This is a genomic window from Streptomyces sp. RLA012, assembly GCF_056270325.1.
The window spans coordinates 3,660,280-3,686,234 of sequence record NZ_JBWDPA010000002.1 but is presented as its reverse complement, the minus strand read 5'-3'; the positions used below and the strand labels follow the sequence as shown (position 1 = coordinate 3,686,234).

12 protein-coding genes and 4 pseudogenes are annotated in these 25,955 nt (G+C 67.7%); 9 read left to right on the top strand and 7 right to left on the bottom strand.

The genetic code is table 11. The annotated features are described in order from the left end of the window. Positions 1-441 precede the first annotated feature (441 nt). The 7 genes and pseudogenes from glgP to RV986_RS16565 all read left to right on the top strand — a co-directional run bounded on the left by glgP (position 442) and on the right by RV986_RS16565 (position 16,293). Positions 442-3,108, top strand: a complete 2,667-nt coding sequence (gene glgP / locus RV986_RS16595; protein ID WP_475918152.1) for an alpha-glucan family phosphorylase — start codon at positions 442-444, stop codon at positions 3,106-3,108. A 520-nt stretch (positions 3,109-3,628) separates the two neighbouring features. After that, positions 3,629-7,141, top strand: coding sequence for a laminin G domain-containing protein (locus RV986_RS16590; protein ID WP_475918151.1), 3,513 nt, complete (start codon positions 3,629-3,631; stop codon positions 7,139-7,141). 99 nt (positions 7,142-7,240) lie between these two features. Next, positions 7,241-13,777 (top strand): RHS repeat-associated core domain-containing protein, encoded by a 6,537-nt coding sequence (locus RV986_RS16585; protein ID WP_475918150.1) that lies wholly within the window; start codon positions 7,241-7,243, stop codon positions 13,775-13,777. Positions 13,778-13,814: 37 nt separating this feature from the next. After that, the gene (locus tag RV986_RS16580) at positions 13,815-14,021 is read left to right on the top strand and encodes a bacteriocin immunity protein (protein ID WP_475924298.1); all 207 of its coding nucleotides are present in this window, start codon (positions 13,815-13,817) and stop codon (positions 14,019-14,021) included. Positions 14,022-14,525: 504 nt separating this feature from the next. Further along, positions 14,526-14,579, top strand: a pseudogene (locus tag RV986_RS16575) (hypothetical protein); the annotation flags it as partial. Positions 14,580-15,158: 579 nt separating this feature from the next. Further along, positions 15,159-15,896: pseudogene (locus RV986_RS16570) on the top strand (polymorphic toxin-type HINT domain-containing protein); the annotation flags it as partial. A gap of 7 nt (positions 15,897-15,903) precedes the next feature. Next, a complete protein-coding gene (locus tag RV986_RS16565; protein ID WP_475918149.1) occupies positions 15,904-16,293 on the top strand; it encodes a hypothetical protein in 390 nt (129 codons plus the stop codon). A 213-nt stretch (positions 16,294-16,506) separates the two neighbouring features. On the opposite strand, the pseudogene RV986_RS16560 reads toward RV986_RS16565, so the two are convergent. The 3 genes and pseudogenes from RV986_RS16560 to RV986_RS16550 all read right to left on the bottom strand — a co-directional run. Continuing rightward, positions 16,507-17,386: pseudogene (locus RV986_RS16560) on the bottom strand (tyrosine-type recombinase/integrase); the annotation flags it as partial. 258 nt (positions 17,387-17,644) lie between these two features. Further along, on the bottom strand, positions 17,645-17,839 hold the full coding sequence (locus tag RV986_RS16555) for a DUF397 domain-containing protein (protein WP_475918148.1): 195 nt from the start codon (positions 17,837-17,839) through the stop codon (positions 17,645-17,647). A gap of 11 nt (positions 17,840-17,850) precedes the next feature. Further along, on the bottom strand, positions 17,851-18,702 hold the full coding sequence (locus RV986_RS16550) for a helix-turn-helix domain-containing protein (protein ID WP_475918147.1): 852 nt from the start codon (positions 18,700-18,702) through the stop codon (positions 17,851-17,853). Positions 18,703-18,928: 226 nt separating this feature from the next. Between RV986_RS16550 and RV986_RS16545 the strand changes: the two genes are divergently transcribed. Continuing rightward, the gene (locus RV986_RS16545; RefSeq protein ID WP_475918146.1) at positions 18,929-19,384 is read left to right on the top strand and encodes an ATP-binding protein; all 456 of its coding nucleotides are present in this window, start codon (positions 18,929-18,931) and stop codon (positions 19,382-19,384) included. 618 nt (positions 19,385-20,002) lie between these two features. Here RV986_RS16545 and RV986_RS16540 read toward each other — a convergent pair. Continuing rightward, positions 20,003-20,215 (bottom strand): annotated as a pseudogene (locus RV986_RS16540) (site-specific integrase); the annotation flags it as partial. A 498-nt stretch (positions 20,216-20,713) separates the two neighbouring features. Between RV986_RS16540 and RV986_RS16535 the strand changes: the two are divergent. Continuing rightward, the gene (locus RV986_RS16535) at positions 20,714-20,857 is read left to right on the top strand and encodes a DUF397 domain-containing protein (protein ID WP_475918145.1); all 144 of its coding nucleotides are present in this window, start codon (positions 20,714-20,716) and stop codon (positions 20,855-20,857) included. A gap of 92 nt (positions 20,858-20,949) precedes the next feature. On the opposite strand, the gene RV986_RS16530 is transcribed toward RV986_RS16535, so the two are convergent. The 3 genes from RV986_RS16530 to RV986_RS16520 form a co-directional block, all read right to left on the bottom strand. Then, the gene (locus RV986_RS16530; protein ID WP_475918144.1) at positions 20,950-21,465 is read right to left on the bottom strand and encodes a DUF1990 family protein; all 516 of its coding nucleotides are present in this window, start codon (positions 21,463-21,465) and stop codon (positions 20,950-20,952) included. An 87-nt stretch (positions 21,466-21,552) separates the two neighbouring features. Next, the gene (locus tag RV986_RS16525) at positions 21,553-23,217 is read right to left on the bottom strand and encodes a M4 family metallopeptidase (protein WP_475918143.1); all 1,665 of its coding nucleotides are present in this window, start codon (positions 23,215-23,217) and stop codon (positions 21,553-21,555) included. Between the two features lie 298 nt (positions 23,218-23,515). Beyond that, positions 23,516-25,558, bottom strand: coding sequence for a M4 family metallopeptidase (locus RV986_RS16520; protein WP_475918142.1), 2,043 nt, complete (start codon positions 25,556-25,558; stop codon positions 23,516-23,518). Between the last annotated feature and the right edge of the window lie 397 nt (positions 25,559-25,955).

The window sequence follows — 25,955 nt, the reverse complement described above, 5'->3', positions numbered from 1 at the left end:
GTGTGCGACCGGGGTCGCCCGTACGCCACTTGGCAGCCTCTCGTGTGGTGTGAAGCGCCACAAGGCCGCCCATGCGGGTGGAATCGGCCAAACCGGCCGGGTGCCACGCGAAAGCCTTTTCTCCGCCCCCGCCGCCCAGTCAGGGGCGCGGGGAACTGCGCGAGCAACCCCCACCAGCCCGCAGCCGAGCAAACCGGGGCGGGCGGGGATGCCGGGGCGGGGCCCCGGCCTGCCCGTGGTCGGTCGACCCACCCGCCCCATCCCACCCACCGTCGCCCCGGACCGGAGTTCATCGATGCGCCGTGTTGCGGAGGCACCCTCGCCGCTACCGTCGTGGGTGACGAAGGGCGCACAAGGACGTGCGTCCCTCAGCCGCGTGCCTCAGCGCGTACTTCCCCCGCATACGCCCTTCCGCATACGTCCTTCGTGAAGGTGGAACTCGTGAAGGCAATCCGCAGATTCACCGTGCGACCCGTACTGCCCGAAGCCCTTCACCCGCTCAGCGACCTCGCGCGCAACCTGCGCTGGTCCTGGCATGCAGAGACCCGCGACCTCTTCCAGTCCGTCGACCCCGAGCGCTGGACCGCGGCGGACGGCGACCCCGTCCGCCTCCTCGGCAGCGTCCCGCCGCGCCGCCTCGCGGAGCTCTCGGAGGATCGCCGCTTCCTGCGCCGCCTCGCCGCCGTCGCCGACGACCTGCGCGACTACGTGACCGGCGAGCGCTGGTATCAGACCCAGACCCGGATCCCCGAACTCCCCGCCGCCATCGCCTACTTCTCGCCCGAGTTCGGCATCACCGCGGCTCTGCCGCAGTACTCCGGCGGCCTCGGCATCCTCGCCGGCGACCACCTCAAGGCCGCCAGCGACCTGGGCGTGCCCCTCATCGGCGTAGGACTCCTCTACCGGCACGGCTACTTCCGCCAGTCCCTCTCCCGGGACGGCTGGCAGCAGGAGCACTATCCCGTCCTCGACCCCCATGAACTGCCTCTCGTACCCCTGAGCGAATCCGACGGCACCCCGGCCCAGGTCACCCTCGCCCTCCCCGGCGGCCGAGCCCTGCGCGCCCGTATCTGGCTGGCCCAGGTCGGCCGTGTCCCCCTTCTCATGCTCGACTCCGACGTCGAGGAGAACGACCTCGGCGAACGCGGTGTGACCGACCGGCTGTACGGCGGCGGCAGCGAGCACCGGTTGCTGCAGGAGATGCTGCTCGGCATCGGCGGAGTGCGCGCCGTGCGGACGTACTGCCGGCTGACCGGTCACGCCGAGCCCGAGGTGTTCCACACCAACGAGGGCCACGCGGGCTTCCTCGGTCTGGAACGGATCGCCGAACTCGCCGACGGGGGCGGTGCAGGGGACGGCGAAGGGGGCGGTGACGGCGGCGGAGGGCTGGATTTCGAGGCCGCCCTCGAAGCCGTCCGAGCCGGTACCGTCTTCACCACCCACACCCCGGTCCCGGCCGGAATCGACCGCTTCGACCGCGAACTGGTGGCCCACCACTTCGGCCCCGACGCCGAACTCCCGCGCATCGACGTCGAGCGGATTCTCGGCCTCGGCATGGAGACCTACCCGGGCGGCGACCCGAACGTCTTCAACATGGCCGTGATGGGACTCAGGCTCGGCCAGCGCGCCAACGGGGTGTCGCTGCTGCACGGGCATGTCAGCCGGGAGATGTTCTCCGGCCTGTGGCCCGGCTTCGACCCGGACGAGGTCCCGATCACCTCGGTCACCAACGGCGTGCACGCGCCGACCTGGGTGGCGCCGGAGGTCTTCCGGCTCGGCGCCCGCCAGATCGGCGCGCAGCGCACCGAGGACGCGCTGACGGTCGGCGGCTCGGAGCGCTGGGACGCGGTGGCGGACATCGCCGACCAGGAGATCTGGGACCTGCGGCGCGTACTGCGGGAGCAGTTGGTGCTGGAGGTGCGCGAACGTCTGCGCGCCTCCTGGCGCCAGCGCGGTGCCGGGACGGCCGAGCTCGGCTGGATCGACGGGGTGCTGGATCCGGACGTGCTGACGATCGGCTTCGCGCGCCGCGTCCCGTCGTACAAGCGCCTGACCCTGATGCTGCGTGACCGTGACCGTCTGATGGACCTTCTCCTGCATGCCGAGCGCCCGGTCCAGATCGTGGTCGCGGGCAAGGCGCACCCCGCGGACGACGGCGGCAAACGCCTGATCCAGGAGCTGGTCCGGTTCGCGGACGACCCGCGGGTACGCCACCGGATCGTGTTCCTCCCGGACTACGGGATGGCGATGGCGCAGAAGCTGTACCCCGGGTGCGACATCTGGCTGAACAACCCCCTGCGCCCCTTGGAGGCCTGCGGCACGTCGGGCATGAAGGCGGCGCTCAACGGCTGTCTCAATCTCTCCGTCCTGGACGGCTGGTGGGACGAGTGGTTCCAGCCCGACTTCGGCTGGGCGATCCCGACCGCGGACGGCACGGCCACGGACGACGACCGCCGCGACGACCTGGAGGCCGCGGCCCTCTACGAACTCCTCGAACAGCGGGTGGCGCCCCGTTTCTACGAGCGGGGCCGGGCCGGGCTGCCCGACCGCTGGATCGAGATGGTCCGCCAGACGCTGACCCATCTCGGCCCGAAGGTGCTGGCGGGCCGGATGGTGCGCGAATACGTCGAGCGCCTGTACGCCCCCGCGGCCCGGGCCCACCGCTCGCTCTCCTCGGAGGCGGCCCGCGAACTGGCCTCCTGGAAGTCCCGCGTCCGGGCGGCCTGGCCCCAGGTCACGGTCGACCATGTGGAGGCGTCCGCCGCCACGGCCGGCGCCGAACTCGGCAGCACCCTCTCCCTGCGCGTGCGCGTCGCACTGGCCGACCTCGCCCCGGACGACGTCGAGGTGCAGGCGGTCTCCGGGCGCGTCGACTCGCAGGACCGGATCGCGGACGCGAGCTGCGTTCCGCTGAAACCGGCGGGCGGTCCGGACCTGGAAGGACGGTGGATGTACGAGGGCCCGCTCTCCCTCGACCGCACCGGCCCCTTCGGGTACACGGTCCGCATCCTGCCCACCCACCGGCTGCTCGCGTCCGGCGCGGAGCTGGGCCTGGTGGCGGTGCCCTCGGAGGACGTGGGGGAGGGCGCCGGGGTCCTGATGCGCTGACGGGGCCTGCGGCACCGGGCTGGACGATGGACGAAGGCGACGACCTTGGCGGCCTGCTCGAAGGCGAGAGTGGGCCGCTTTCGGTTTTCGTTCGGTTACTTTTTTTATTCCCTTAGTATTGGTGTTCAGTTTTCCCTGAATTCATCTATTCTCGGGACGTACTTCCGGCCATTCTTGGATCTTGATTCGGCGAGGCGCCCGTTTTTATCACCGTTAACACCATAAGCTCACTCGGGGTGACTTTGCTCACTCTTGACGTTGTGAGTTCTTGTGCGTTTGTGTCCCACCGGGTCTATGTCGTTCCTGTGACATCGGGGTGGGGATCTTGGGTAGGAAAACGGGGATTGGGCACGCATGGGTTCGGCACAGACGTCTGAGCCGTGCTGTGTCCGCAGCAGCCGCATGGTGTGTCCTGGGTTCAGTGCCCGTGGTGCTGGCGGCGGCTGCTTCACCGGCAGAGGCGGCGCCGCCGAAAGAGGCCTTGACGGCCTCCGAGCGGGCGGCTGCTTCGGGTGAGCCTGTGGAGGACATCGCGCAACGCACCGAGTACTCACAGACGTTCGCGAACCCGGACGGGACGTTCACGCTGACCCAGTCGACGACTCCGCAGCGTGCCCGTACCGCTGACGGCGGCTGGCAGGACGTTGACGCCACTTTGACGCGGAAGGCCGACGGAAGTGTCGCACCCAAGGCCGCGGTCGTGGACCTGGAGTTCTCCAGTGGCGGAGATGGCGGCGACATGATCCGGCTCGGCCGGGACGGGCGGTCGTTCACGCTCGGCTGGCCGGGGCACCTGCCCGCTCCGACCCTGGACGGGGCGACCGCCACGTATGCGGAAGTCCTTCCGGGCGTGGACTTACAACTGACGGCGACCGCCGAGGGGTATCGCCAGGTCCTCGTGGTCAAGTCCGCCGAGGCCGCCGGCAGTGACACGCTGGAGCAGCTGCGCTTCACCGCCACTGGTCAGGGACTTGAGGTGGTGCCCGGAGCCGGCGGCGGTCTGCGCGCCGTCGACGAGGACGGCAACGCCGTGTTCAATGGCCCGGCCGGCCAGATGTGGGACTCCGCCGGAGACCAGGACAGCGGTACGCAGACGCAGTCGCTGCGTTCCGCCGGCGCTGAAGAGGGGCCACGGGCCGCAGGTCAGGAGAACCCCGCGCAGCCCGGCCAGGGGGACGCCAGCGCGGTTCTCCCCGTTCATGTCGAGAACGGTGCCGTCACGGTGAAGCCCGATCTCGGTCTGCTGAGGGGCTCGAAGACGGTCTACCCCGTCTTCATCGATCCGCCGGTCGGACTGGGACGCTCGGAGCGGACGAAGATCTCCTCGGACGGTGACCGGTTCTGGCAGTTCGACGGAAGCATGGGCGTGGGCCGGTGCGGCAGCGCGGACGGCTATTACTGCGGCGACAACTACGCAGACCGGATGCTCTTCGAGTTCGGTCCGGGAAAGCTGAGCGGCAAGTACGTCCTGGACGCCACATTCCGCGCGTACGAGACCTGGTCGTTCAACTGCGACGCCAAGTGGCTGAACCTGGTGCGGACGAACAACATCTCCGAAGCCACGCGCTGGCCCGGACCGAAGACGATCGACCACATGGGTGACCGGCTCGTCTCGGCGGGCCGCGGCGACCTGTGCAGCCCCGCGCAGCCCGATCGCTGGATCGAGTTCCACGACGATCCCGCACAACCGGAAGAGAACCTGACCTCGACCGTGCGCGCCTTCGCGGACGGCAAGTTCTCCCGCCTGACCCTCATGTTGTGGGCGAAGGACGAGGACGACCCGCGGGCGTGGAAGCGGTTCGACGACAATGCCGAACTGCAGGTCACGTACGCTCACCGGCCCGGAGTACCGACGGACGTGGGCCTGATTCCCGGTGACGGCAGCACCGCGTACTGCGAGAAGTCGTCCACCGGCCCACTGATCGTCACCCGTGTCGACCCGATGGTGCAGGCCAGGGTGCAGACCAAGGTCCAGCCGGCCGGCGGCGAGAACCAGCCCGCTCTGCAGGCCGAGTTCGTCGTGGAGAACAAGCACAGCGACGGTACGTGGGCCACGGCCTGGTCCGACTTCCGTCCACGCGATGCGGGCTGGGCGCCGGACGGCGAGCTGGAGAAGATGCGCACCAACGACCGGGGGGACGGAGGGGTGTACCGCTACCGTGCGCGCACCCAGTCCCACTGGTCCTACGACGGAAAGACCGGCGACCTTTACTCGTCGTACTCCTCCTGGTGCTACTTCAACGTGGACTCCACGGCCCCGAAGGTTCCGCAGATCGTCAGTAATGGCCCGTACAAGCCGTGCCTGACCAACGACTGCCCGGGGCTGGGCGGTCCTGGCACATCGGGTTCATTCACCTTCAAGCCCAGCACCGCCGACACCGACATCACCGGCTACCAATGGCAGCTGATCGCCGGCTCCAAGGGCACGGCGACCCGGGTCTCCGGCGCGAGCCCCACGGTGTCGGTCACGCCCCAGATGGCCGGTACGCAGGTGCTGTCGGTGAGCGCGATCGACGTGCGCAACCGTATGGGGCCCCCGGCGGAATTCATCTTCAAGGTGGCCCCGCCGCCCGGAGCGTCGGGCCGCTGGCACATCGACGACGCCATCCGTGACGAGACCCTCCGCACTGCCCAGGACACGGCGACGGTCGGTACCCGCCACCCCGCCGCACTCACCAACGCCGGCGCCGGATGGTCGATCATGGCCCGCCAGGGTGATGCCGATCAGTCCTTGTGGCTGAACGACACCACGAACCCTGCCCAGCAGACCGGATACGCCGCGACCGCGTCCCCCGCTGTGATCACGAAGGACTCCTTCACGGTGTCGGCCTGGGCGTTTCTCACGGACACCTCGGAGACACGGGTCGTGCTCTCACAGTCCTCGGCCACGCTGGGACAGGCCCTTTCGCTGTCCTACTCGCCCGGTGACCAGAGGTGGGGATTCAGCCGGTCGGCCACGGACACGAGCACCAGCCCGGTGTGGATCCGTTCGGCATCCGACCAGCCGGCCACGCCGAACGTGTGGACCCATCTGGTTGGCGTGTTCAAGACCGAGGGCGACGACGGGCTGCCGGACACGGATCCGAAGAACGACACCATCCAGCTGTTCGTCAACGGCCGCCCGCAGGGCCAGCCGATCAACCTGTACGCGAAGTCGTCCGCCTATCAGCCGTGGACGGCCAGCGGCGGGCTCAACTTCGGGCGATCACCGGGCGGTCAGTACTTCCACGGCCGTATCGACGAAGTCGCGGTCTGGCAGTACGCCCTGACCCAGGAGGACATCGTCCAGGACGCGCGCTCACTCAACGCGGACGGCCTGCCGGCGAACGAACTGGTGGCCCAGTGGGACGCCACGTCCGCGACGGGTACCGAGATCGTCGAACGAACCGCTTATCCCCGGCCGGCCATGAAGCTGTCGGGCACGGGCGCCGTCCTGAACGAGGACGACAACGGGCTCACCCTCGACGGCACGACAGGCTATGCGTTCGCGACCGGCCCGGTGATCGACGAGAGCGGATCGTTCACGGTCTCGGCAAGCGTGCAACTCGACTCCACAAAGCTTGCGGACAAGCCCGTCGGCTATCAGGCGCAGGTGGCGGGCCAGCGTGCCGGCGGCGAGTCGTCCTGGGCTCTGTGGGTGGTCAAGCCTCCGGACGGCAAATACCAGTGGAAGTTCACCCGTACCGCCGTCGGATCCGACGGAAAGATCACGCGGAGCGCCGAGGTGCCTGGCGGGGACCACGCCGAGACCGACACCTGGGTCCATCTCACCGGGGTCTTCGACGCCCAGGCGGACACGGGTTCCGGCCGGCTTCACCTCTACGTGGGTCAGGACCCGCAGTCGGACGGTGACGCGGCCGACTTCACCGGGCCCCAGCAGGGCAGTGGGGAACTCGCCATGGGACGCGGGGCCGCCAACGGTTCCACCGGCAACTACCTGCTCGGCAACCTCGGGGATCTGAGGGTGTGGACCGGCGCCATGACGTTGGACCAGGTGCGCTCTCAGGTCATGGTCGACCCCGACACCGCCTGACCTCCGCTTCCAGAACTTCGAACTCACCGACCCGTACGGGCCCTCGAAGCCTTTGCCGTAGCGCGCGGCGGTCATCGTCGCGCGCAGGGAGAGAACGTGATGAACCTGTTCAGGACCGCGAGACCCGCGCGTCGCAGTGTCATGAGCCGCTCAGGGCGGTGGGCCCACAGGGTAGCCACCGTCACGAGTCTCGCTCTGCTGTCCGGCCTCCTCACCCCGGTAGCGTTCGCGGTCGACGCCGACCCTCTGGGCGCTCCGGAACTTCCGGCACCCCAAGGGCAGAAGGTGCAGCCCTTCACGGCGAAGGCGGACAAGAAGGCCGCTGCCACGGTCGCGCGCGCGGAAGCCGCGGACCGGTCCGCGGCCGCCCGCGCCCGCACGGACCAGCAGCGCACGGTCACCTGGCCGATCGCGGGGCGGGCGACGGTGACGCTGCCTGCGACGGGCACCTCCCGGGCGACTCCCGGCTCGCTGCCCATCACGCTCTCCAAGCCCCGTAAGGGCCATGCCCCGCACGCCGTCACGGTCGAGGTCATGGACCAGAAGGCCGCAGCGGGCCTCGGTGTGCGGGGGGTCGTCCTGGAACTGAGGGCGGCCAAGGGCGGTGGGTCAGCCCAACTCTCCCTGGACTACGCGGCGTTCGCATCCGCCTACGGCGGTGACTGGGCCGGACGCCTGCAACTGCAGCGCCTCCCGTCCTGCGCGCTGACGAAACAGGCGGCAGCGAAGTGCCGTACGCGTGACACGGTCGACTTCACCAACGACCGCTCCGCACAGCGGCTTTCCGCCCCTGTCGCACTGTCCACCGACGGCACCCCGACCGTGCTGGCACTGGCAGCCGGCACCAAGTCGGGCGGCGGCGACTACAAGGCCACCCCGCTGTCCGCGTCCTCGACCTGGGAGGCGGGCGGTTCCTCGGGCACCTTCACCTGGTCGTACCCGCTGCGGGTACCGCCCGCGGCGGCAGGCCCCACGCCCGGCCTGTCGATCTCGTACGACTCCGGCAGCATCGACGGACAGACGTCCACGACGAACAACCAGGGCACCGTCATCGGCACGGGCTTCGACCTGACGTCCTCGTACATCGAGCGCAAGTACGGCTCGTGCGACGACGACGGTCAGACGGACAAGTTCGACCTGTGCTGGAAGTACGACAACGCCTCACTGGTCCTGAACGGCAAGGCCACGGAACTCGTCAAGGACGACACCAGCGGGACGTGGCGGCTCAAGGACGACGACGCGTCGACGGTCACGCACTCCACGGGTGCCGACAACGGCGATGACAACGGCGAGTACTGGACCGTCACCACCGGGGACGGCGCCAAGTACGTCTTCGGCCAGAACAAACTCGACGGCGCCGGGACCGACGACCGCACCAACTCCGTATGGACCGTACCGGTCTTCGGCGACGACTCCGGTGAGCCCGGCTACAGCGACGGCACCAGCTTCGCCGACCGTGACCAGACGCAGGCCTGGCGCTGGAACCTCGACTACGTCGAGGACACCCACACCAACGCCATGACCTACTGGTACGCGGCCGAGACCAACAACTACGACAAGCTGGGTGACGACACCACCGGTACCGGCTACACGCGGGGCGGCTACCTCAAGGAGATCCGCTACGGCCAGCGCGCCGACGCCCTGTTCTCCGCCTCTCCGGCCGCCTCCGACAAGGTGGTCTTCAGCTACGACGAGCGTTGCCTGGCCTCCGGAACCGGCTGCGACGAACTGACCGAGGACACCCGCGACAACTGGCCGGACGTCCCCTTCGACGCGGTGTGCAAGGACGGCGACAAGTGCACCGGCAACGTGGGACCGTCCTTCTTCACCCGCAAGCGGATGACCGGCATCACCACGTATGCCTGGAACGCCGCCGCCTCCACTCCCGCGTTCGATCCCGTTGACTCCTGGTCGCTCAAACAGATGTACCTCGACCCGGGTGACACGGGTGACTCGAGCGACCAGTCCCTGTGGCTGGACGAGATCAGGCACACCGGCAAGCACGGCACCGAACTCTCCCTGGACCCCGTGAAGTTCAGCCACGACTTCCGGAAGAACCGTGTCGACGGAGCGAGCGACGACATTCTTCCGCTCTACCGGCCGCGTCTGAGGTCGGTCACCTCCGAGACCGGCGCGCAGACCGTCGTCACCTACGCCGATGCCGACTGTGTCGCGGGCCAGTCCAAGCCCAAGTTGGACGAGAACACCAGGAACTGCTTCCCGGTGTACTGGTCGCCGAACGGCGGGAAGGACCCGATACTCGACTGGTTCCAGAAGTACCCGGTCACGTCCGTGTACACGTCGGATCCGCAGGGCGGCGGGGAGTCGGTGCAGGACTCCTACCAGTACTCGGGCGGGGGAGCCTGGCACTACAACGAGGACCCGCTGACGCCCGAGAAGGAACGGACCTGGTCCGTCTGGCGCGGCTTCGGCAAGGTCACCCGCATCACCGGCGCCCCCAACGGCACGCAGTCGAAGACTGTCACGGTCCATCTGCGCGGCATGGACGGCGACCGCGTCCTCGGCGCGGACGGCAAGACCCCCGACAAGGACCGGCGCAGGAGCGTCAAGGTGACCGGCGTCAAGGCCGGTGAGGTGACGGACTCGGACCAGTACGCGGGCTTCGCGCGCGAGTCCGTCACCTACAACGGTGCGGACGAGGTCTCCGGCACGGTCAGCGACCCGTGGTCGAAGAAGACGGCAACGCAGCACAAGTCCTACGCGGACACCGAGGCGTACTACGTGCGCACAGGTGCCACGCACACGCGTACCAACATCACCAGCAAGCTCACCCCTTACGACCGGGTGCGCACGGTGAAGACCACCTTCGACGACTACGGCATGGCGGAGACGGTCGAGGACCAGGGCGACGACGCGGTGAGCGGCGACGAGACCTGCACCCGCACCTGGTACGCCCGCAACGCCGACAAGGGCATCAGCTCCCTCGCCTCACGCGTACGCCTGGTTGCCAAGCCCTGCGCCACGGTCGATTCCGCGCTCGACCTCCCGGCCGACTCCACCCGCCCGGGTGACGTGATGGCGGACGCGGCCACCGTGTACGACGACACGACGGCCACCGCCTGGTCGTCCTCGCAGAAGCCGACCAGGGGCGATGCGGTGTGGACGGGCCGGGCCAAGGGCTACGGCAGCGACGACGCCCCGGCCTGGCAGAAGCTGACCACCGGCGGGTACGACAGCCTCGGCCGCCCTCGGCAGGTCTGGGACACCAACGGCCGGCTCGTCACCGACACCAGCTACGTCCCGGTTGCCGCAGGACCGCTGACCTCGACGAGTGTCAGCAATTTCCTGGGACACAAGACGACGACTCTCGTCGACTTCGCCACCGGTTCTCCGACGAAGATCACCGACCCCAACAACAAGATCACGGAGAAGACGTACGACAGTCTCGGCCGCACCACGCAGGTGTGGCTGCCCAACGCGCTGCGCGCCCTGAACGCCAAGCCCAACTACGTCTACGGCTACCACGTCACCAGCAGCGGTATGTCGTGGGTTTCCACCGCAGCGATCAAGGGCGACGGCTCCGGCTACAACACGACTTACGAGTTCTTCGACTCCCTGCTGCGCTCCCGCCAGGTCCAGACCCTGAGCCCCCGCGGCGGCCGCCTGATCTCTCTCACCCTCTACGACTCCCGCGGTCTCGCCGTCGGCAGCCGGAGCGACATCTGGGACGCGGCGTCCGCACCGTCCGGCGAGGCGGCGCAGACCGACGGCGGCCAGGCCCCGATCGAGACCAACACCACCTACGACGGAGCGGGCCGCGTCAGCAAGACGGTCACCAGCGGCCGGGACGTCTCCCTCACCGAGGCCCCTGTTGTCCGGCGACTGACGGTGGGCACCACGTACACCGGTGACACGGTGGCCGCAACGGCTCCGGCCGGCGGACAGGCGACGGCCGTGGTCACCGACGCCCTCGGCCGGACCACCGAGCGCCGCGAGTACGGCGGCGCGCAGCCGACGGGCACCAACTACACCACGACGGCGTACACCTACACCCCGGTCGGCCAGCAGAAGACGATCACCGGCCCGGACAAGGCCTTGTGGTCGTACACGTACGACCTCCTCGGCCGCCAGGTCGAAGCCACTGATCCCGACAAGGGCACGACGAAGACTCAGTACGACAGCCTGGACCGGATCGACTGGACCACCGACGCCGAGAACAGGAAGCTGCTCTACGGCTACGACGACCTCAACCGCAAGACCGGCCTGTGGCGGACCGACAAGACGGACGCCAACAAGCTGGCGGCCTGGGGCTACGACGCGGTGGCCAAGGGGCAGCAGGACACCGCGACACGTTACGACGGCAGCCTGACCAATGCGTACACCCAGAAGGTCGACACCTTCGACAACCTGTACCACGTCAAGGCCGGTCGGCTGCAACTCCCCGACAGCGAACCGCTGGTCGCAGCAGGAGTCGCCAAGTCCCTGTCCTTCAGCAGCTCCTACAACCTCGACGGCACCCTCGCGGGAGCAACCGAGCCCGCCGGCGGCGGCCTGGCGACCGAATCGGTTTCGTACGGCTACAACGCCACCGGGCAGGTCCTGAACTCGAAGGGCACCACCAACTACCTACTGGACGCCTCGATTTCGCCGCAGGGCGACCTGACCCAGCTCAGACTGGGCACGGATCCCACCAGTTCGGCGAAGAAGGCGTACGTCAACTTCACCTACGAGCCGGGCTTCCGCCGTCTGACGCGCGCCTTCGTCACGGACGACGTGCACTCGTACATGCCGCAGGACCTGAACTTCACGCAGGACGACGCGGGCAATGTCACGTCCATCTTCGACGGAGCGACCCAGGGCGGCACGACGAAGGCCGACTACCAGTGCTTCGCCTATGACGGCTACAGCCGCCTGACCGATGCCTGGACCCCGAAGACGGCGGACTGCGCGGTCTCCGGACGCACGGTGTCCAACATCGACGGCGCGGCCCCGTACTGGACGTCGTTCACGTACACCGACGGTGGCCAGCGCAAGACGGAGACGCAGCACGCGTCCTCGGGTGACAAGACCACCACGTACGCCTACGACGACACGACGGACAACAAGCCGCACACGCTGGACAAGACCACGGGAGCCCGAGCCGCGGCCTACGTCTACGACAAGACCGGCAACACGACCTCCCGCCCGGGTCCGACGGCCCAGCAGTCGCTGGTGTGGAACTCCGAGGGCGATCTGAGCAAACTCACGGAGAGCACGAAGGAGACCACGTACCTCTACGGCGCGGACGGTGACCTGCTGATCCGCAGGGCCAAGGGCGACGGTGACACGATCCTCTACCTGGGTGGTACGGAGGTCCGCCTGACGGTCAAGGGCACGACGAAGACCCTGTCCGGCACGCGGTACTACTCCGCAGACGGTCAGACGGTCGCCGTCCGAACCGCGGTGTCGGGCACGTCCGGCACGAAGCTCAGCTACCTGGCCGCCGACCACCACGGCACGTCGAGTATCGCCCTGGCGGCGGGCACGTACGCGGTCACCAAGCGCTACAGCACGCCGTTCGGCGCCACCCGTGGCACGAAGGCGACCACCTGGCCCGACGACAAGGCATTCCTGGGCAAGCCGGCCGACGAATCCACGGGCCTGACCCACGTCGGCGCCCGCGAATACGATTCGGGAACCGGCCAGTTCATCAGCGTCGACCCGGTCCTTTCGGTCAACCAGCATCAGTCGCTCAACGGCTACAGCTATGCCGGCAACACGCCGATCACCCAGTCCGACCCCACTGGTCTGTGTTTCGCTGATGCCTGCGGCGTCGGCACCCCCAAGGGCGACGGATCAGGCGAGATCATCACCGACGGGCCGATCGACCCGGGCAACACGAGCGCTGGCAGTTGTCACAAGGGATCGTGCGGTCCAATCCACTCCAACTCAAGCGGCACCTCTCACACGGGCAGTTCCGGTCACACCAGCAGTGGCGGGGACGGTAATTGCTGGCCGATATACACCTGCCAAGGTGCGCCGGAATACGAGCTCAATGTGGGGAATTCCGGTCCAGAGCTTTCGCAGGCTGAGCAGGCGGCAGCAGACGCTTCTTGTGGTGTTGTTCCTGTCGTTGGAACGGCATGCGACCTTCGAGATGCAAGGAGAGCGGCCGACGGAGGTGATTGGGCCGGAGTCGCGGCCTCAGTCGTGGCCATCCTCCCATTCATGGATTGGGTGAAGGGGCCACGCATGTTGGAGGCGGTTAAGACCGCCACCAAGCTTCGAAACTCCCCTGGAGTCGTAATTGGAGGATCGCGGCTTCCCAGCATTAGTGGTAAGTGGCTCAAGGGTAACGCTGGGAATGCAGGGAGAATTCCCGGACAGGTAGCCAATGCGCTTCAAGGAAGAGATTTCAAGAGCTTCGATGAATTCAGGGAGGCGTTTTGGAGTGAGGTTTCTAAGAATCCTTCGCTGGCAAAACAATTCAACCCTGGAAATCAAGCTTCTATGGCAAATGGCAGGGCTCCCCGTGTGGCAAATTCGCAGCGAGTTGGCGGCCAGGACAGGTATGTGCTGCATCATGTCACTCCCATCCAGCGAGGCGGGGGCGTATACGATCTTGATAACATCATCGTGGTGACGCCTCAGTATCATCGTGATGTGCTGGACCGCGGTTACCATATGGGTAATTGAGCGGAGGGCGCCCGAGAGGAGAGTGGTCCCTGTGTCGATGTCGCGCGAGGAGCTGATCCGGCTCGTGGAGAGGATCATGGCTGCCGAGGGTGCTTCGGAAGAAGAGGATGATCAGATGCTGCGCCTCTTGGAGAGGAATGTTGCGCACCCGAGGGTTAGCGACTTGATATTCTATTCCGACCCTCCGCTTTCTGCTGAACGGGTTGTGGATGCGGCTCTGGCTTATAAGCCTTTCGCTCTCTGACCTCCGGTCGGGCTCGGTGCCTTCTGCGGGAATTGTCAGGTAGGCACCGAGCTTGCGCCCCTGCCCTCGTTGGTGAGAATCAGGCTCTGGACTGACTGGCACACAGGTGCGGATCAGCAACGGGAGCGGGGGAGGCCGAGCTGTACGAGGCGTTTGCCCACACAAACGATGCACGCCGGCGCACGGATTCCGCGCTGTGGCGAGACCCTGTCGGGTACTCGGTACTACGCGGCCAACGGCCAGACCATCGCGTGCCGTACTGCGGTTCGGGCACCACGGGCACCACGGGCACGAAGCTCAGCTTTCTCGCGGCGGACCATCACGGCACGTCGAACGTCGCCTGGGGTGCGGGGTACGTACGCGATCACGAACCGCTACAGCACGCCGTTCGGCGGTTCCCGGTTACTAAGGCGACTGCCTGGCCCGCCGACAAGGCCTTCCTGGGCAAGCCGGCCGACGAGTCGACGGCCGTGACTCACGTCGGCGCGCGAGTACGACCCGTCGATCGGCCAGTTCATCAGCGTCGACCCGATCCTGTCACTCGACCAGCACCAGTCCCTCAACGGCTACAGCTACTCGGGCAACAGTCCCGTCACCCAGTCCGACCCCACGGGGCTGAATTACCCCGCTGACCAGGGAAGCAGCGGCGGCGCGAACGGCAGCGGGTGCTATTTCGTCCTCCAGAACCCGTGCGGCGGCGTCACCACCAAGCCTGGCGGTAGCGGTGGTGCGGGCGGTAGCGGTTGCTACTACGTGCTCACCGACGCGTGTGGCTCGTCCGGTGGGGGTGGTGGTGGTACGGCCCACACGAACAGCACCGGTGAGACCGGCAACGGCCGGCCCACACCTTCGCCCAGCCCCCAGGCCGCACCCACGCTCGGCCCGTACGACACGGCGGTGAATGACCCGGGGCTGACGGCGGTGAAGTTCGTCGTCTCGGTCGTCCTGCCGGACGTGGACGCGTGGAGCGGATGCGCGCACAATCCCGGGGTCAGCATGGACTGCGGGTCGGCGCTGGCCGACCTTCCGTGGCTGAAGGCGTTCAAGCTGCTGAAGCTCGGCAAGCTGAAGAAGGGCGAGGAGGCGGTCGAGGAAGCTGCTGACGCGGGGAAGAAGGCGGACGGGGTCGGGGTTCCCTGCAAGTGCTTCCTCGCCGGCACCGACGTCCTCATGGCCGACGGGACGACCAAGGACATCGAGGACGTCGAGGACGTCGGCATCGGTGACAAGGTCCAGGCCACCGACCCCGAAACCGGCGAGGCGGGCCCGCGTGAGGTCACCCGCCTCATCGTCACCAACGGCGACAAGTACTTCAACGAGCTCTCCATCGCCACGGAAGACGGCGTAGAACACCTGACGGCAACCCACGAACACCCCTTCTGGTCACCGTCCGAGAACGGATGGGTCAAAGCTGGTGCCCTCAAGCCCGGCATGACCCTGCTGACCGACGACGGCGACACCGTCGTCGTCACGGCGAACCGGGCCTACACCGAGCACGCGACCACGTACAACCTCACTGTTGACGACCTGCATACGTACTATGTGCTGGCGGGCAAGACGCCGGTCCTCGTTCACATTTCTGACGGTTGCCCGATGTTCTCGGCGCGTAACGAGAGGGCTGGCGATCTCGGTGATAAATACACCGAGGGGCAATCGACGCGGGATCCGGCATCGCAGTGGTATCACGAGGAATTGAGCAACGAGAACCTTCTGGACGGGATCAACAACGCCGCTGAAGGAGAAGGGATTCTTGTCTCGCGTGGCGGGACGATTCTTGGAGGTCACCATCGCTGGGACGAACTCCAAACAAGAATCAAAGACGGGCGTATCGACCCAGACACGCCAATCCGTATCGACGTCCTCGGCGGGGAGTAGCGCTCTGATGTCTATGATCCATTCGGCTGATCCAGACTTCCGGGTCTGTCAGATCAGTTTCAATACGCTGCTTGAGATCCAGTCGGAAGCGGAGGATCGAGGCTGGGCGACTCGATGGTCCTCGGTGGACGCGGTTCGCAGCCAGGTGAAAGAGGAAGCTGTTGTCCTCCAGTCGCTGATGCGTGAAGAACGAGGAGGCGCTCTGCGGGCATACCGATGCCTCGTACTGTTCTCGACAGTAGATGGCAGGGAGGCGGGCGGAATTGCTACGCTCGACCTTGCTCCGGAGAGATTCGAATCGCTGGCTCGGATCGATCGAGACCCGGACGTTCGGAAGGTTCTTGTCCGGATGTTCTCGCTTGCGAGCGGCGGGATTTCGATGATCTCGAAGAAATAGCGAGATCTGCCAATAATCGACAGATCGGTTGCAGATTGAGTCGGCAAACTCCCCGTCTCTCCAGATGAAACGCTGAACTCTGACACGAGGCGTGGCTGTCCAGCGGGGGAAGAATCCCGCGTCGATAGCAGTCCAGATAACCCCAGAGGCCCCACCGGAATGATGCTCCGGTGGGGCCTCTGGGGTGTTTGACGGCAGTAGTTGACGGCAACGTCAGCGGACGGGTGCGGCGCAGAGGGGCGGTTCGTCGCCTCCAGCGGGTCGATTGACAGTCTCCCCGGGGCCGCGGAGGGCGTTGCCGAGGGGGTCGATGGCGTCGCGCTGGAGGCGGAGCCGGACGTGGGCGTAGACGGTGGCGGTGACGCCGATGTGGGCGTGGCCGAGGAGCTCCTTGATTACGACGAGTTCCACCCCTTGCTCCAGGAGGAGGGTCGCCGCCGAGTGGCGGAGATCGTGGAACCGGATGCGGCGGAGCCTGGCCCGGTGAAGCAGGGCGGTGAAGTGCCGGGTGAGGGTGGCTCCATCGATCGGGGCACCGTTGGACCGGGTGAACACGTAGCCGCTGTCCTGCCAGCTTTTGCCTGCCGCTTCGCGTTCCTGGCGCTGCCGACGGCGATGCTGTTCCAGGGAGCGCAGGCACGGCGTCGGCAGGGCGATGCGCCGTTCGGAACTCTGGGTCTTGGTCGGGAGGGCGGTCGGGCCGCCGGAGTTGGTGCGCTGGAGAGTGCGGCGGATGCCGGCGGTTCCGCCGGCCAGGTCGAGGTTTTCCCAGCGCAGGCCGAGGAGTTCGCCCTTGCGCAGCCCGCTGTGCAGAGCGAGTTCGAACAGTGCGTTCAGCCGATGGGTGCTGGTCGCGGCGAGGAACGCGCGGGCCTCTTCGGCGGTGAGCGGTTCGAAGCGGCGCGACCGTGGTGCGCCGGTGCGGACGTGGCGCGCCACGTGGCGGGGGATCTCCTCTTCTCGTATGTTCCAGTGCGGACTTGAGTACGGACTGGATGTACGCCAGTGTCAGCGGAGAGAGCCGCTTGGCGTAGCACGTTCCGATGGCGCAGCAGCGGGGCTCATCACGGGCGGCATCGATGCCGCGCGCGCATTCAGCTCGGCCCGGCTGCCCCGCGATCTTCTTCACCCGAGCACGAGTACGAGCGTCAGCGGCGCGTTGGAGTCCTGCGTGGCCACAGCGTCGACTCGACCTCCACCGACTCATTTGCGCCGGTCCTGCTTGCTCGCCAGGCCCACCGTGGTCGCCATGGTGGTCGCGTGTGCTGGGCGGGGGCAGGCCATCGCGAGCGAAGTGGCCACGGCTTCCAGTCAGCCTTCGGGCCGTCCCGCGCCGCCGCGCGAGGGTCGTTCACGTGCTGTCGCGGGGGGCTGTCGGGCGGGTGACTGCCAGGAGGGAGCCGAGGCTGGGTGTTCGTATGGTGAGTGTGATGGTGGGGTCGTCGGATTCGCGGAGGCGGATCGTTCCGTCGGGGGCGGTGGCGAGTTCGAGGCAGTTGTTTCCCTCGCTGCTGTAGGTCGACTTCTGCCAGTGGAGGGTGGGCACTTCGGGGCCTTTCAGAGGGCGTTGATGATCTCTTGGATCAGGTCGCGGGAGGCGGACTCCTTGAGGGCCACCGCTTCGAAGTGGGTCATGAACGTGCGGTAGTTGTCCAATTGGAGATCCGCATGGAGGAATACGGACCCATGTTCGGCGTCGAGCTGCACGGTGTCCAGGTGGGGGACGGGGCCTTCTGCGTACAGCACGGTCTGTCCGGCGCCGGGGAAGATACCGGCTTCGTAGGGGATGACGAGGACCGTCACGTGGTCGCGCTCGCTCATCTCGGCGATGTGCTTCAACTGTTCGCGTGTCACGTTCCGGCCGCCGAAGCGCATCCGCAGGGCGGCCTCGTGGATGATCGCCGTGTAGGGGGTCGGGTGGTCCGAGAAGAGGATGCCCTGCCGCTTGATGCGGTGCGTGACGCGGTACTCGATTTCCGGCGGGTGCAGCCTGGGGATGGACTGCCTGAAGATCAGGCGCGCGTAGTCGACGGTCTGGAAGAGGCCCGGGATGTGGGCGACTTGTGCGGTGCGGATCGCTGTCGCGTGGTGTTCCAGCTCGGCGAGGTCCAGTAGCCCGGAGGGCAGGGCCTCGCGGTACTCGTCCCACCAACTGCGCCCTCTCCCTGCCGTCATGGCTGAGAGTGCCTCGATGTACGGCTCGTCCGAGCAGCCGTAGTTGTGGGCGAACATTCGGACCCGGTCCGCGCTGACGCCGAAGCGTCCGGCTTCGATGGAGCTGATGCGCGCGGCGTTGACGCTGAGCAGTTCTCCCGCCTCGCGGGCTGTGAGGCCTGCTCGCTCTCTGAGTTTGCGCAGCTCAGCGCCGATGCGCTGTTGTCGTACGGTCGCTGTCGGCCTTGGTGGCATTCCGCCGTCCTCTCACTCGTCAGGGTAGTTGTTTGACGGAAGCGGTAGTAACCCTACTCCGCTTCATCTAGTTTCAGTGTCACGCCGACTACCCACCGTGGCACCGGGATTTTTGGAAGTGCACCGCCCTGTCCGCGCACAGCAGCGCAGTGGCGGCAGAGCCACCGCCGTCCCTGTCGCCCGACTCGCCCATCCAACCTTCGTACCCCGATGAGGAGTTACGGGCATGGCCGAACTCGCCCTGAAAGACCTCGCTGAATCTCCGCTCGACGCCGACTGGGAGTACGCCCTTCGGATTCCCCACTCGCCCCTCGGACCGGGCATCGTCCGTGCGCATGTGCGGGCTGTGCTCAGTCGGTATCGCGTGCGCGACGTCGTCCTGGACAACGCCGAACTCGTCGCTTCCGAGCTCGTCACCAACTCCCTCGCCTGTACGCGGGATCCCGTCGCCGTGCGGCTGGTGCGTGTCGGTGGGCGGTTGCGGCTGAGCGTGTGGGACAGCAGTCCGTGCCCGCCGCGGGAGGGCCCGGGGTGCGGGCCGGGGCCCGATGCCGAGAACGGGCGCGGACTCTGGCTCTTGCGGGCGTACGCCGACGAGTGGGGGCACTGCCTCCTCATCAACGGGCGCCGTACGAGCGATGGCAAGGAAGTCTGGGCGGAGTGGCGCCCTCCACTCGTGTGAATGGAAGCCGAGCATGCGGAAGGGGACATGCTCGACGGCACATCCGACATGCTCGGCATGGTGAATGCCCACCCCGGAGGCATCGGGCGAACCAGGTTCACGAGCCCTGGGACCTCGGCCCCCCGGCGCGGGCCCTGCTGCGCGGTGTCCTACGTGACCGCCGCCTCCCTGGCCGTCACCTGGCTGCCGGGCCGTGTGTTCCCCGGCAGCCGATCCGCTGGTTCCTCGGCAGACCCGTACCCCGGTGACATCGTGCTCTCGCCCCGAGCGGCACCATGTGGGCCGTGTGTGCCGCAGGCGGATATCTCGGCCTGATCTGGGCTGCGGTTCGAGGCGCTCTCGGATCGGGTGCCGCTCTGGTTGGAAGGAACTGGCCGAGGCGAGAATCGCGAGTCGCACCGGGCAAATCTGGAGCCCCGCCAGGCATCACCTGATGCTGTTGGCGAATCCGTTTGGTGATGTCGGTCCCACCCCATGGGTGCCGGAAACCGTGAACACTTACTCGTTTAAGTGTTCACGGTTCCGAGGAGGGTGTCCGTAGCAGCGGATTCTCCAACAGCGTCAGGCATCACCTGGTGGGGCTTCAGCGTGGTCTGACGGCAGTAGTTGACGGCAACGTCAGCGGACGGGCGCTGCGCAAAGCGGCGGGTAGCCGCCGTCGTCGGGCTGGCCGGTGGTCTCGGCGGGGCTGCGGAGGGAGTGGCCGAGGAGATCGATGGCGTCCCGTTGGAGGCGGAGTCGGACGTGGGCGTAGACGCCGGCGGTGACGCCGATGTGGGCGTGGCCGAGGAGTTCCTTGATGACGACGAGTTCGACGCCCTGTGAGCGGAGACATGCTCGCGGCCGGCTCGGGCGTCGGCGGCATGTGCTGGCTGCCGGTGCGTCAGGGCCGGTTGGACAAGGGGGAACGGATCGCTGCCCAGAGCATGGACGCGGTAGAGCCGAAGATCACCGGGGCCGCGCCGGTCTGCTACGCGGTGTGGGGCGGTCCGGCGGTGGAGGCCGCTGCCGCAGCCGCCCGGAACAACCCGCCCGGAACAACCGCCCGGACGAGGCCAAGGAGTACCGCAAGGCGGCGCGGGTGGCGGCAACCGCCGTTGGCTCGGCGCACCGAAACGTCTCCAGGCACTGGTCCGTCTTCGGCCCGTCACCGCCGCTATGAAGGCACTCGAAGACTCCATGGGCGTCGGGGACACCCGCGCGGTGGTGCGCAAGGCAGACCAAGAGGAGGCGTTGTCACCGAAGGCGTGGAAGCGCCTGGGCAAGCCCAGCACCGACGACGGAGGCGTCCCGCACCTTCATCGGCCGACTCGTGGAGGAGTACACACCATGAACAGCACGCGTGATCAGCGTTCCGCTCGCTGCTGTAAGTCGTCGTACAGCAACGCGGAGGGCGGTTCGTGTGTCGAGGTCGCCGATGGCTTCCCCGGTGTCGTGCCGGTACGGGACAGCAAGAACCCCGGGGCCCGGTGATCACGGTGTACGTCGGGGCGTGGCTTGCGTTCCTCCAAGGGTTCGCCGGGTAGCCGACGGCCGACCGTCAGCTCCCGACGCCGACTGGTGTGCTACGGCTCCAGCCCCGCGCACAACCGGCGCAGCACCACCCCGCACCGCCGTGCGTACGCGTGCTGGAGCCCGCGGGTCGCCGGGCCGCTCGCCCGGGTGTACCACTTGGCCGCGCGGCTGAAGGCGGTGATGGTCAGCCAGACCGTGCCGTCGCCGGTGCGGTCGACCACGAAGGCCTCCTCACCGCACTCGGGGTGGCCGGGCAGGGTGCCGTAGGCCCAGCCGGCCCGGCGGTACTCCTCGACCGTCCAGACCACCCGGCAGGGTGCCTTGAGGGGGCCGAGCCCGACGGTGACGTCGACTCCGGGGGCCGCCTTGTCGGCGGTGGCGGATATGCCCACCCCGACCGCCCGGTGCAGCCCCCAGGTCATGACCGCGTCGGACGCCGCACGGAAGACCGCCTCGCCCTCACCCACGCGGGTGCGTATGTGCAGGGGGCGGAACCCCGGCGGGCAGCGGCCGTCGCGCGTCGCGCCCACGTCGTCGTATGTGAAGGGATTGCCCCGGGAGACCATGGAGAACAGCGTAGGGCGGTACCCGGAAGTGCCTTCTCTCCGGGTACCGCCCAAGCGCTTTGCCGAGCCCCGAGGGCCCTGCGGGTGCTAGCTCACGTTGACCGCGGTCCAGGCCGCCGCCACCGTCGCGTACTCCGTGCTGGTGGAGCCGTACAGCGAGGACGCCGCCGAGAGCGTGGCCGTGCGCGCGGCCTTGTAGTTCGTCGTCGACGTCATGTACGTCGTCAGCGCCTTGTACCAGATCTGCAGGGCCTTGGCGCGGCCGATGCCGGTGACCGTCGAGCCGTTGTACGTCGGGGAGTTGTAGGCGACCCCGTTGATCGTCTTCGCGCCGCTGCCCTCGGACAGCAGGTAGAAGAAGTGGTTGGCGACACCCGACGAGTAGTGCACGTCGAGACCGCCGACGCTGGAGGACCAGTAGTTGGCGGAGCCGCCGTCCTTGCTGGGCTGGTCCATGTAGCGCAGCGGGGTGCCGTTGCCGTTGATGTTGATCTTCTCGCCGATGAGGTAGTCGCCCACGTCGGAGGAGTTCGCCGCGTAGAACTCGACGCCCGTGCCGAAGATGTCGGAGGTCGCCTCGTTCAGGCCGCCGGACTCGCCCGAGTAGTTCAGACCGGCCGTGTTGGCGGTGACGCCGTGGCTCATCTCGTGGCCGGCCACGTCGATCGAGGTGAGCGGGTGGGTGTTGCCCGACCCGTCGCCGTAGGTCATGCAGAAGCAGCTGTCGTCCCAGAACGCGTTGACGTACGCGTTGCCGTAGTGGACGCGTGAGTAGGCGGCGACGCCGTTGTTCTTGATGCCGCTGCGGCCGAAGGTGTTCTTGTAGAAGTCCCACGTCACCTGCGCGCCGTACGCGGCGTCGGCGGCCGCGGTCTGGTCGGTGGTGGAGCTGGAGGCCGCGCCGGTGCCCCAGGTGTCGTCCGCGTCGGTGAACAGGGTGCCCGCGGAGGTGGTGGTGGTGTGCGACTTGTTGTACGTCTTGTGGCTGCCGCGGGTGCCGTCGGTCAGCTGGTACGTCGAGCCCGACAGGGTGGTGTTGAGGGTGACCGTGCCCGAGTAGAGGGTCTTGCCGGTGCCGGTCTCGATGCCCTGGTACTCGTAGAGCTTCTTGCCGGTGGCAGCGTCGGTGATGACGTGCAGCTCGTTGGGGGTGCCGTCGTCCTGGAGACCGCCGACGACCGTCTCGTACGCCAGGGTGGGCTTGCCGGAGGCGGCCCAGATCACCTTGCGGGGGGCGCGGTCGGCCGTGGTCTTCTCCGAGCCGGCCGACTTCGCGGCGGTCAGCGCCTGCTTCTCGGCCTTCGCGGTGGTGACCTGCGGCTTCAGCGAGGCCACCTTGATGGCCGTCGTCACGGCCTTGGTGACGCCCTCGGTCTTGCCGGCCTTGGACTCGTGCACGACCAGGTCGCCGCCGAGGACCGGAAGTCCGTTGTACGTGCGCTCGTACCGGGTGTGCACCGTGCCGTCCGCGTCCTGGGTGACGTCCCTGACGACCAGCTTCTCCTGGGCGCCGAGGCCTATCTGCCGGGCGGTCTCCGTCGTGGCCGCGTCGGCCTTCTGGATGAGACCGGTGCGCGCGGCGGCGGACAGCTGGACCTGGGCGCCGGGAAGCTTCGCCTTGGCCGCGGTGGCGGCGGGCTCGGCCTGGGCGGAGGCACCGGTGGTCAGACCGGTGGCGAGCAGTGCTCCGGCCGCGACAGCGGTGGCGATGGCCAGAGTGGTGCGCTTGTGACGCGCGTAGAGGGGGGTCACGCAATCTCCTCTTGTGGGGGCGACCGGACGGCGTGGGGTGGCCGTACGGAAGGTGCGAAGTTGCGGTGCGGGTGAGCCGTGCGGTGGAAGAGTGACATCCAAGACGCGTACATGTCATGAGGGGGGTTAAATCTTGGCCGAAAAGCGTCTGATGGATGAAGATCGTCGCTCGCTCCGCGGATTTCGATCTTGGTCAAGCGGCAACAAAAGCAGGGTCATGGCACGGCAAAGAGGGCGCCGCCCCGGGGAGTCGGACCCCGGGGCGGCGCCCTGTCCTTGTGGCGCGTTCACTCGCGGTCTACAGGAACGTCAGCTTCCAGCTGTTGATGAAGCCGGTGTCCTGCGCCGCCTTGTCCTGGACCCTCAACTTCCAGGTGCCGTTGGCGACTTCGGAGGACGCGTCGACGGTGTAGGTCTCCTGGACGTTGTCCGCCGAGTCGGAGGAACTGAAGGCCTTCAGGGGGTACACCGTGCCGTCCGGGGCCAGCAGATCCACGACCAGGTCTCCGCGCCAGGTGTGGGTGATGTCCACGTCGACCAGAAGGTTCGACGGGGCGTTGCCGGTGCGCCCGGTGACCGCGACCGACGACGTCACGGCCGCGCCGTTGTCCGGAATCGATACGTCGGCCGTGTTCTCGAACGACGTACCGGTGCCGCCGCCACCGCCGGGACGCGCGCCGACCTTCACGCCCGCCCAGGCGTTCTGCACCGCCGTGTACTCGGCGCTCGTCGTGCCGTACAGCTCGCCCGCCGCCGCGAGCGTGCCGGTGCGGGCCGCCGCGTAGTTGGTGGTCGAGGTGAACTTCGTGGTGAGCGCCCGGTACCAGATCTGCAGGGCCTTGTCGCGGCCGATGCCGGTGACCGGGAGGCCGTCGGCGGTCGGTGAGTTGTAGCTGACGCCGTTGATGACCTTGGCGCCGCTGCCCTCGCTCAGCAGGTAGAAGAAGTGGTTGGCGACACCGGACGAGTAGTGCACGTCGAGACCGCCGACGCTGGAGGACCAGTTGTCCGCCGAGCCGCCGTCCTTGCTGGGCTTGTCCATGTAGCGCAGCGGGGTGCCGTCGCCGTTGATGTCGATCTCCTCGCCGATGAGGTAGTCGCCCACGTCGGAGGAGTTGTTGGCGTAGAACTCGACGCCGGTGCCGAAGATGTCGGAGGTCGCCTCGTTCAGACCGCCGGACTCGCCGCTGTAGTTGAGGCCCGCGGTGTTGGAGGTGACACCGTGGCTCATCTCGTGGCCGGCCACGTCGATGGAGGTCAGCGGGTCCGCGTTGCCGGCCCCGTCGCCGTACGTCATGCAGAAGCAGCTGTCGTCCCAGAACGCGTTGACGTACGCGTTGCCGTAGTGGACCCGGGAATACGCGCCGACACCGTTGTTCTTGATGCCGCTGCGGCCGAAGGAGTTCTTGTAGAAGTCCCAGGTCTCGGCGGCGCCGTAGTGCGCGTCGGCGCCCGCGGTCGCGGTGTTCGAGGTGGTGCCGTTGCCCCAGGTGTCGGTGGTCTGCGAGAACAGGGTGCCGGTGCCGGACGTACCGCGGTTCAGGTTGTACGTCTTGTGGGCGCCGCGCGCGCTGTCGTTCAGCGTGAAGTTGGAGCCCGACTGCGTCGTCGTCAGCGTCACCTGGCCGCTGTACTGGGTGTTGCCGATACCGGTCTCGATGCCCTGGTACTCGTAGAGCTTCTTGCCGGTGGCCGCGTCGGTGATGACGTGCAGCTGGTTCGGGGTGCCGTCGTCCTGGAAGCCGCCGACGACCGTCTCGTACGCCAGGGTCGGCTTGCCGGAGGCGGCCCAGATCACCTTCCGGGGCGCCCGGTCCGCGTCGGTCTTCTTCGAACCGTCGGCCTTGGCGAGGGACAGGGCCTGCTTCTCCGCCTTCGACGCGGCGATGGCGGGCGTGAGCGAGGCGACCTTGAGGGTGGCCTGCGTCGCCTTGACGACCCGCTCGGTCCGGCCGGCCTTGGTGGTGTCGACCACCAGGTCGCCGCCGAGGACCGGGAGGCCCTCGTACGTCCGCTCGTAGCGGGTGTGGACCGTGCCGTCGGCGTCCTTGATGACGTCACGGGCGACGAGCTTCTCCTTGGCCCCGAGGCCGAGGTCCTTGGCGGTGGCCGCCTTGGCGGCGTCGGCGTCGCGTATCAGCTCGGCGCGCTGCGAGGGGGTGAGCTGGACGGCGAGGGAGCCGCGGTCGATCTTGCCCAGGGAGGGCTTCTGGGGGGCCGCGCTCGCGGCGCCCGACTGGACGGCCGCGGCCAGCAGGGCGGAGACGCCGACGAGGGCGACGGCCGCGACACGGCGCTGGGTGGTGTGGGAGGTGCGTCTGTGGGAGGAACTGCTGCTCAACGCTGACTCCTTCTGCGTGGCCACGGCTCGCGCGGCCAGTGGGGATCCGGGCGGGGTGGGTACCCGTCCGGGCAGAACAGGGCGGAACGCGGAACCAGGTGCGTGGGGGGTCGACGGCCGCGACACGGCGCGATGCTGTGGGGTTGCTGTGAAGGGGCCGTGGGAAGAGTGGCAGGAGATATCGCTTCCTGTCAGGACCGCGTCATCAACTTGGCCGGAATTCGTCCGTTGTCCGGGTGGTCATGTTCGGTATACGAACCGGTTTGCCGCCGTACACATGACGCGGATGCGTGCCGTTGCCTGCGGATCCATGGGGATCCATGGGGGCGCGGCCCGTGAGCGGGGGTGGGGGATTGGCTTGTTCGTGCGGCAGCGGGCGCGTGGGGCCTGCCCGAAG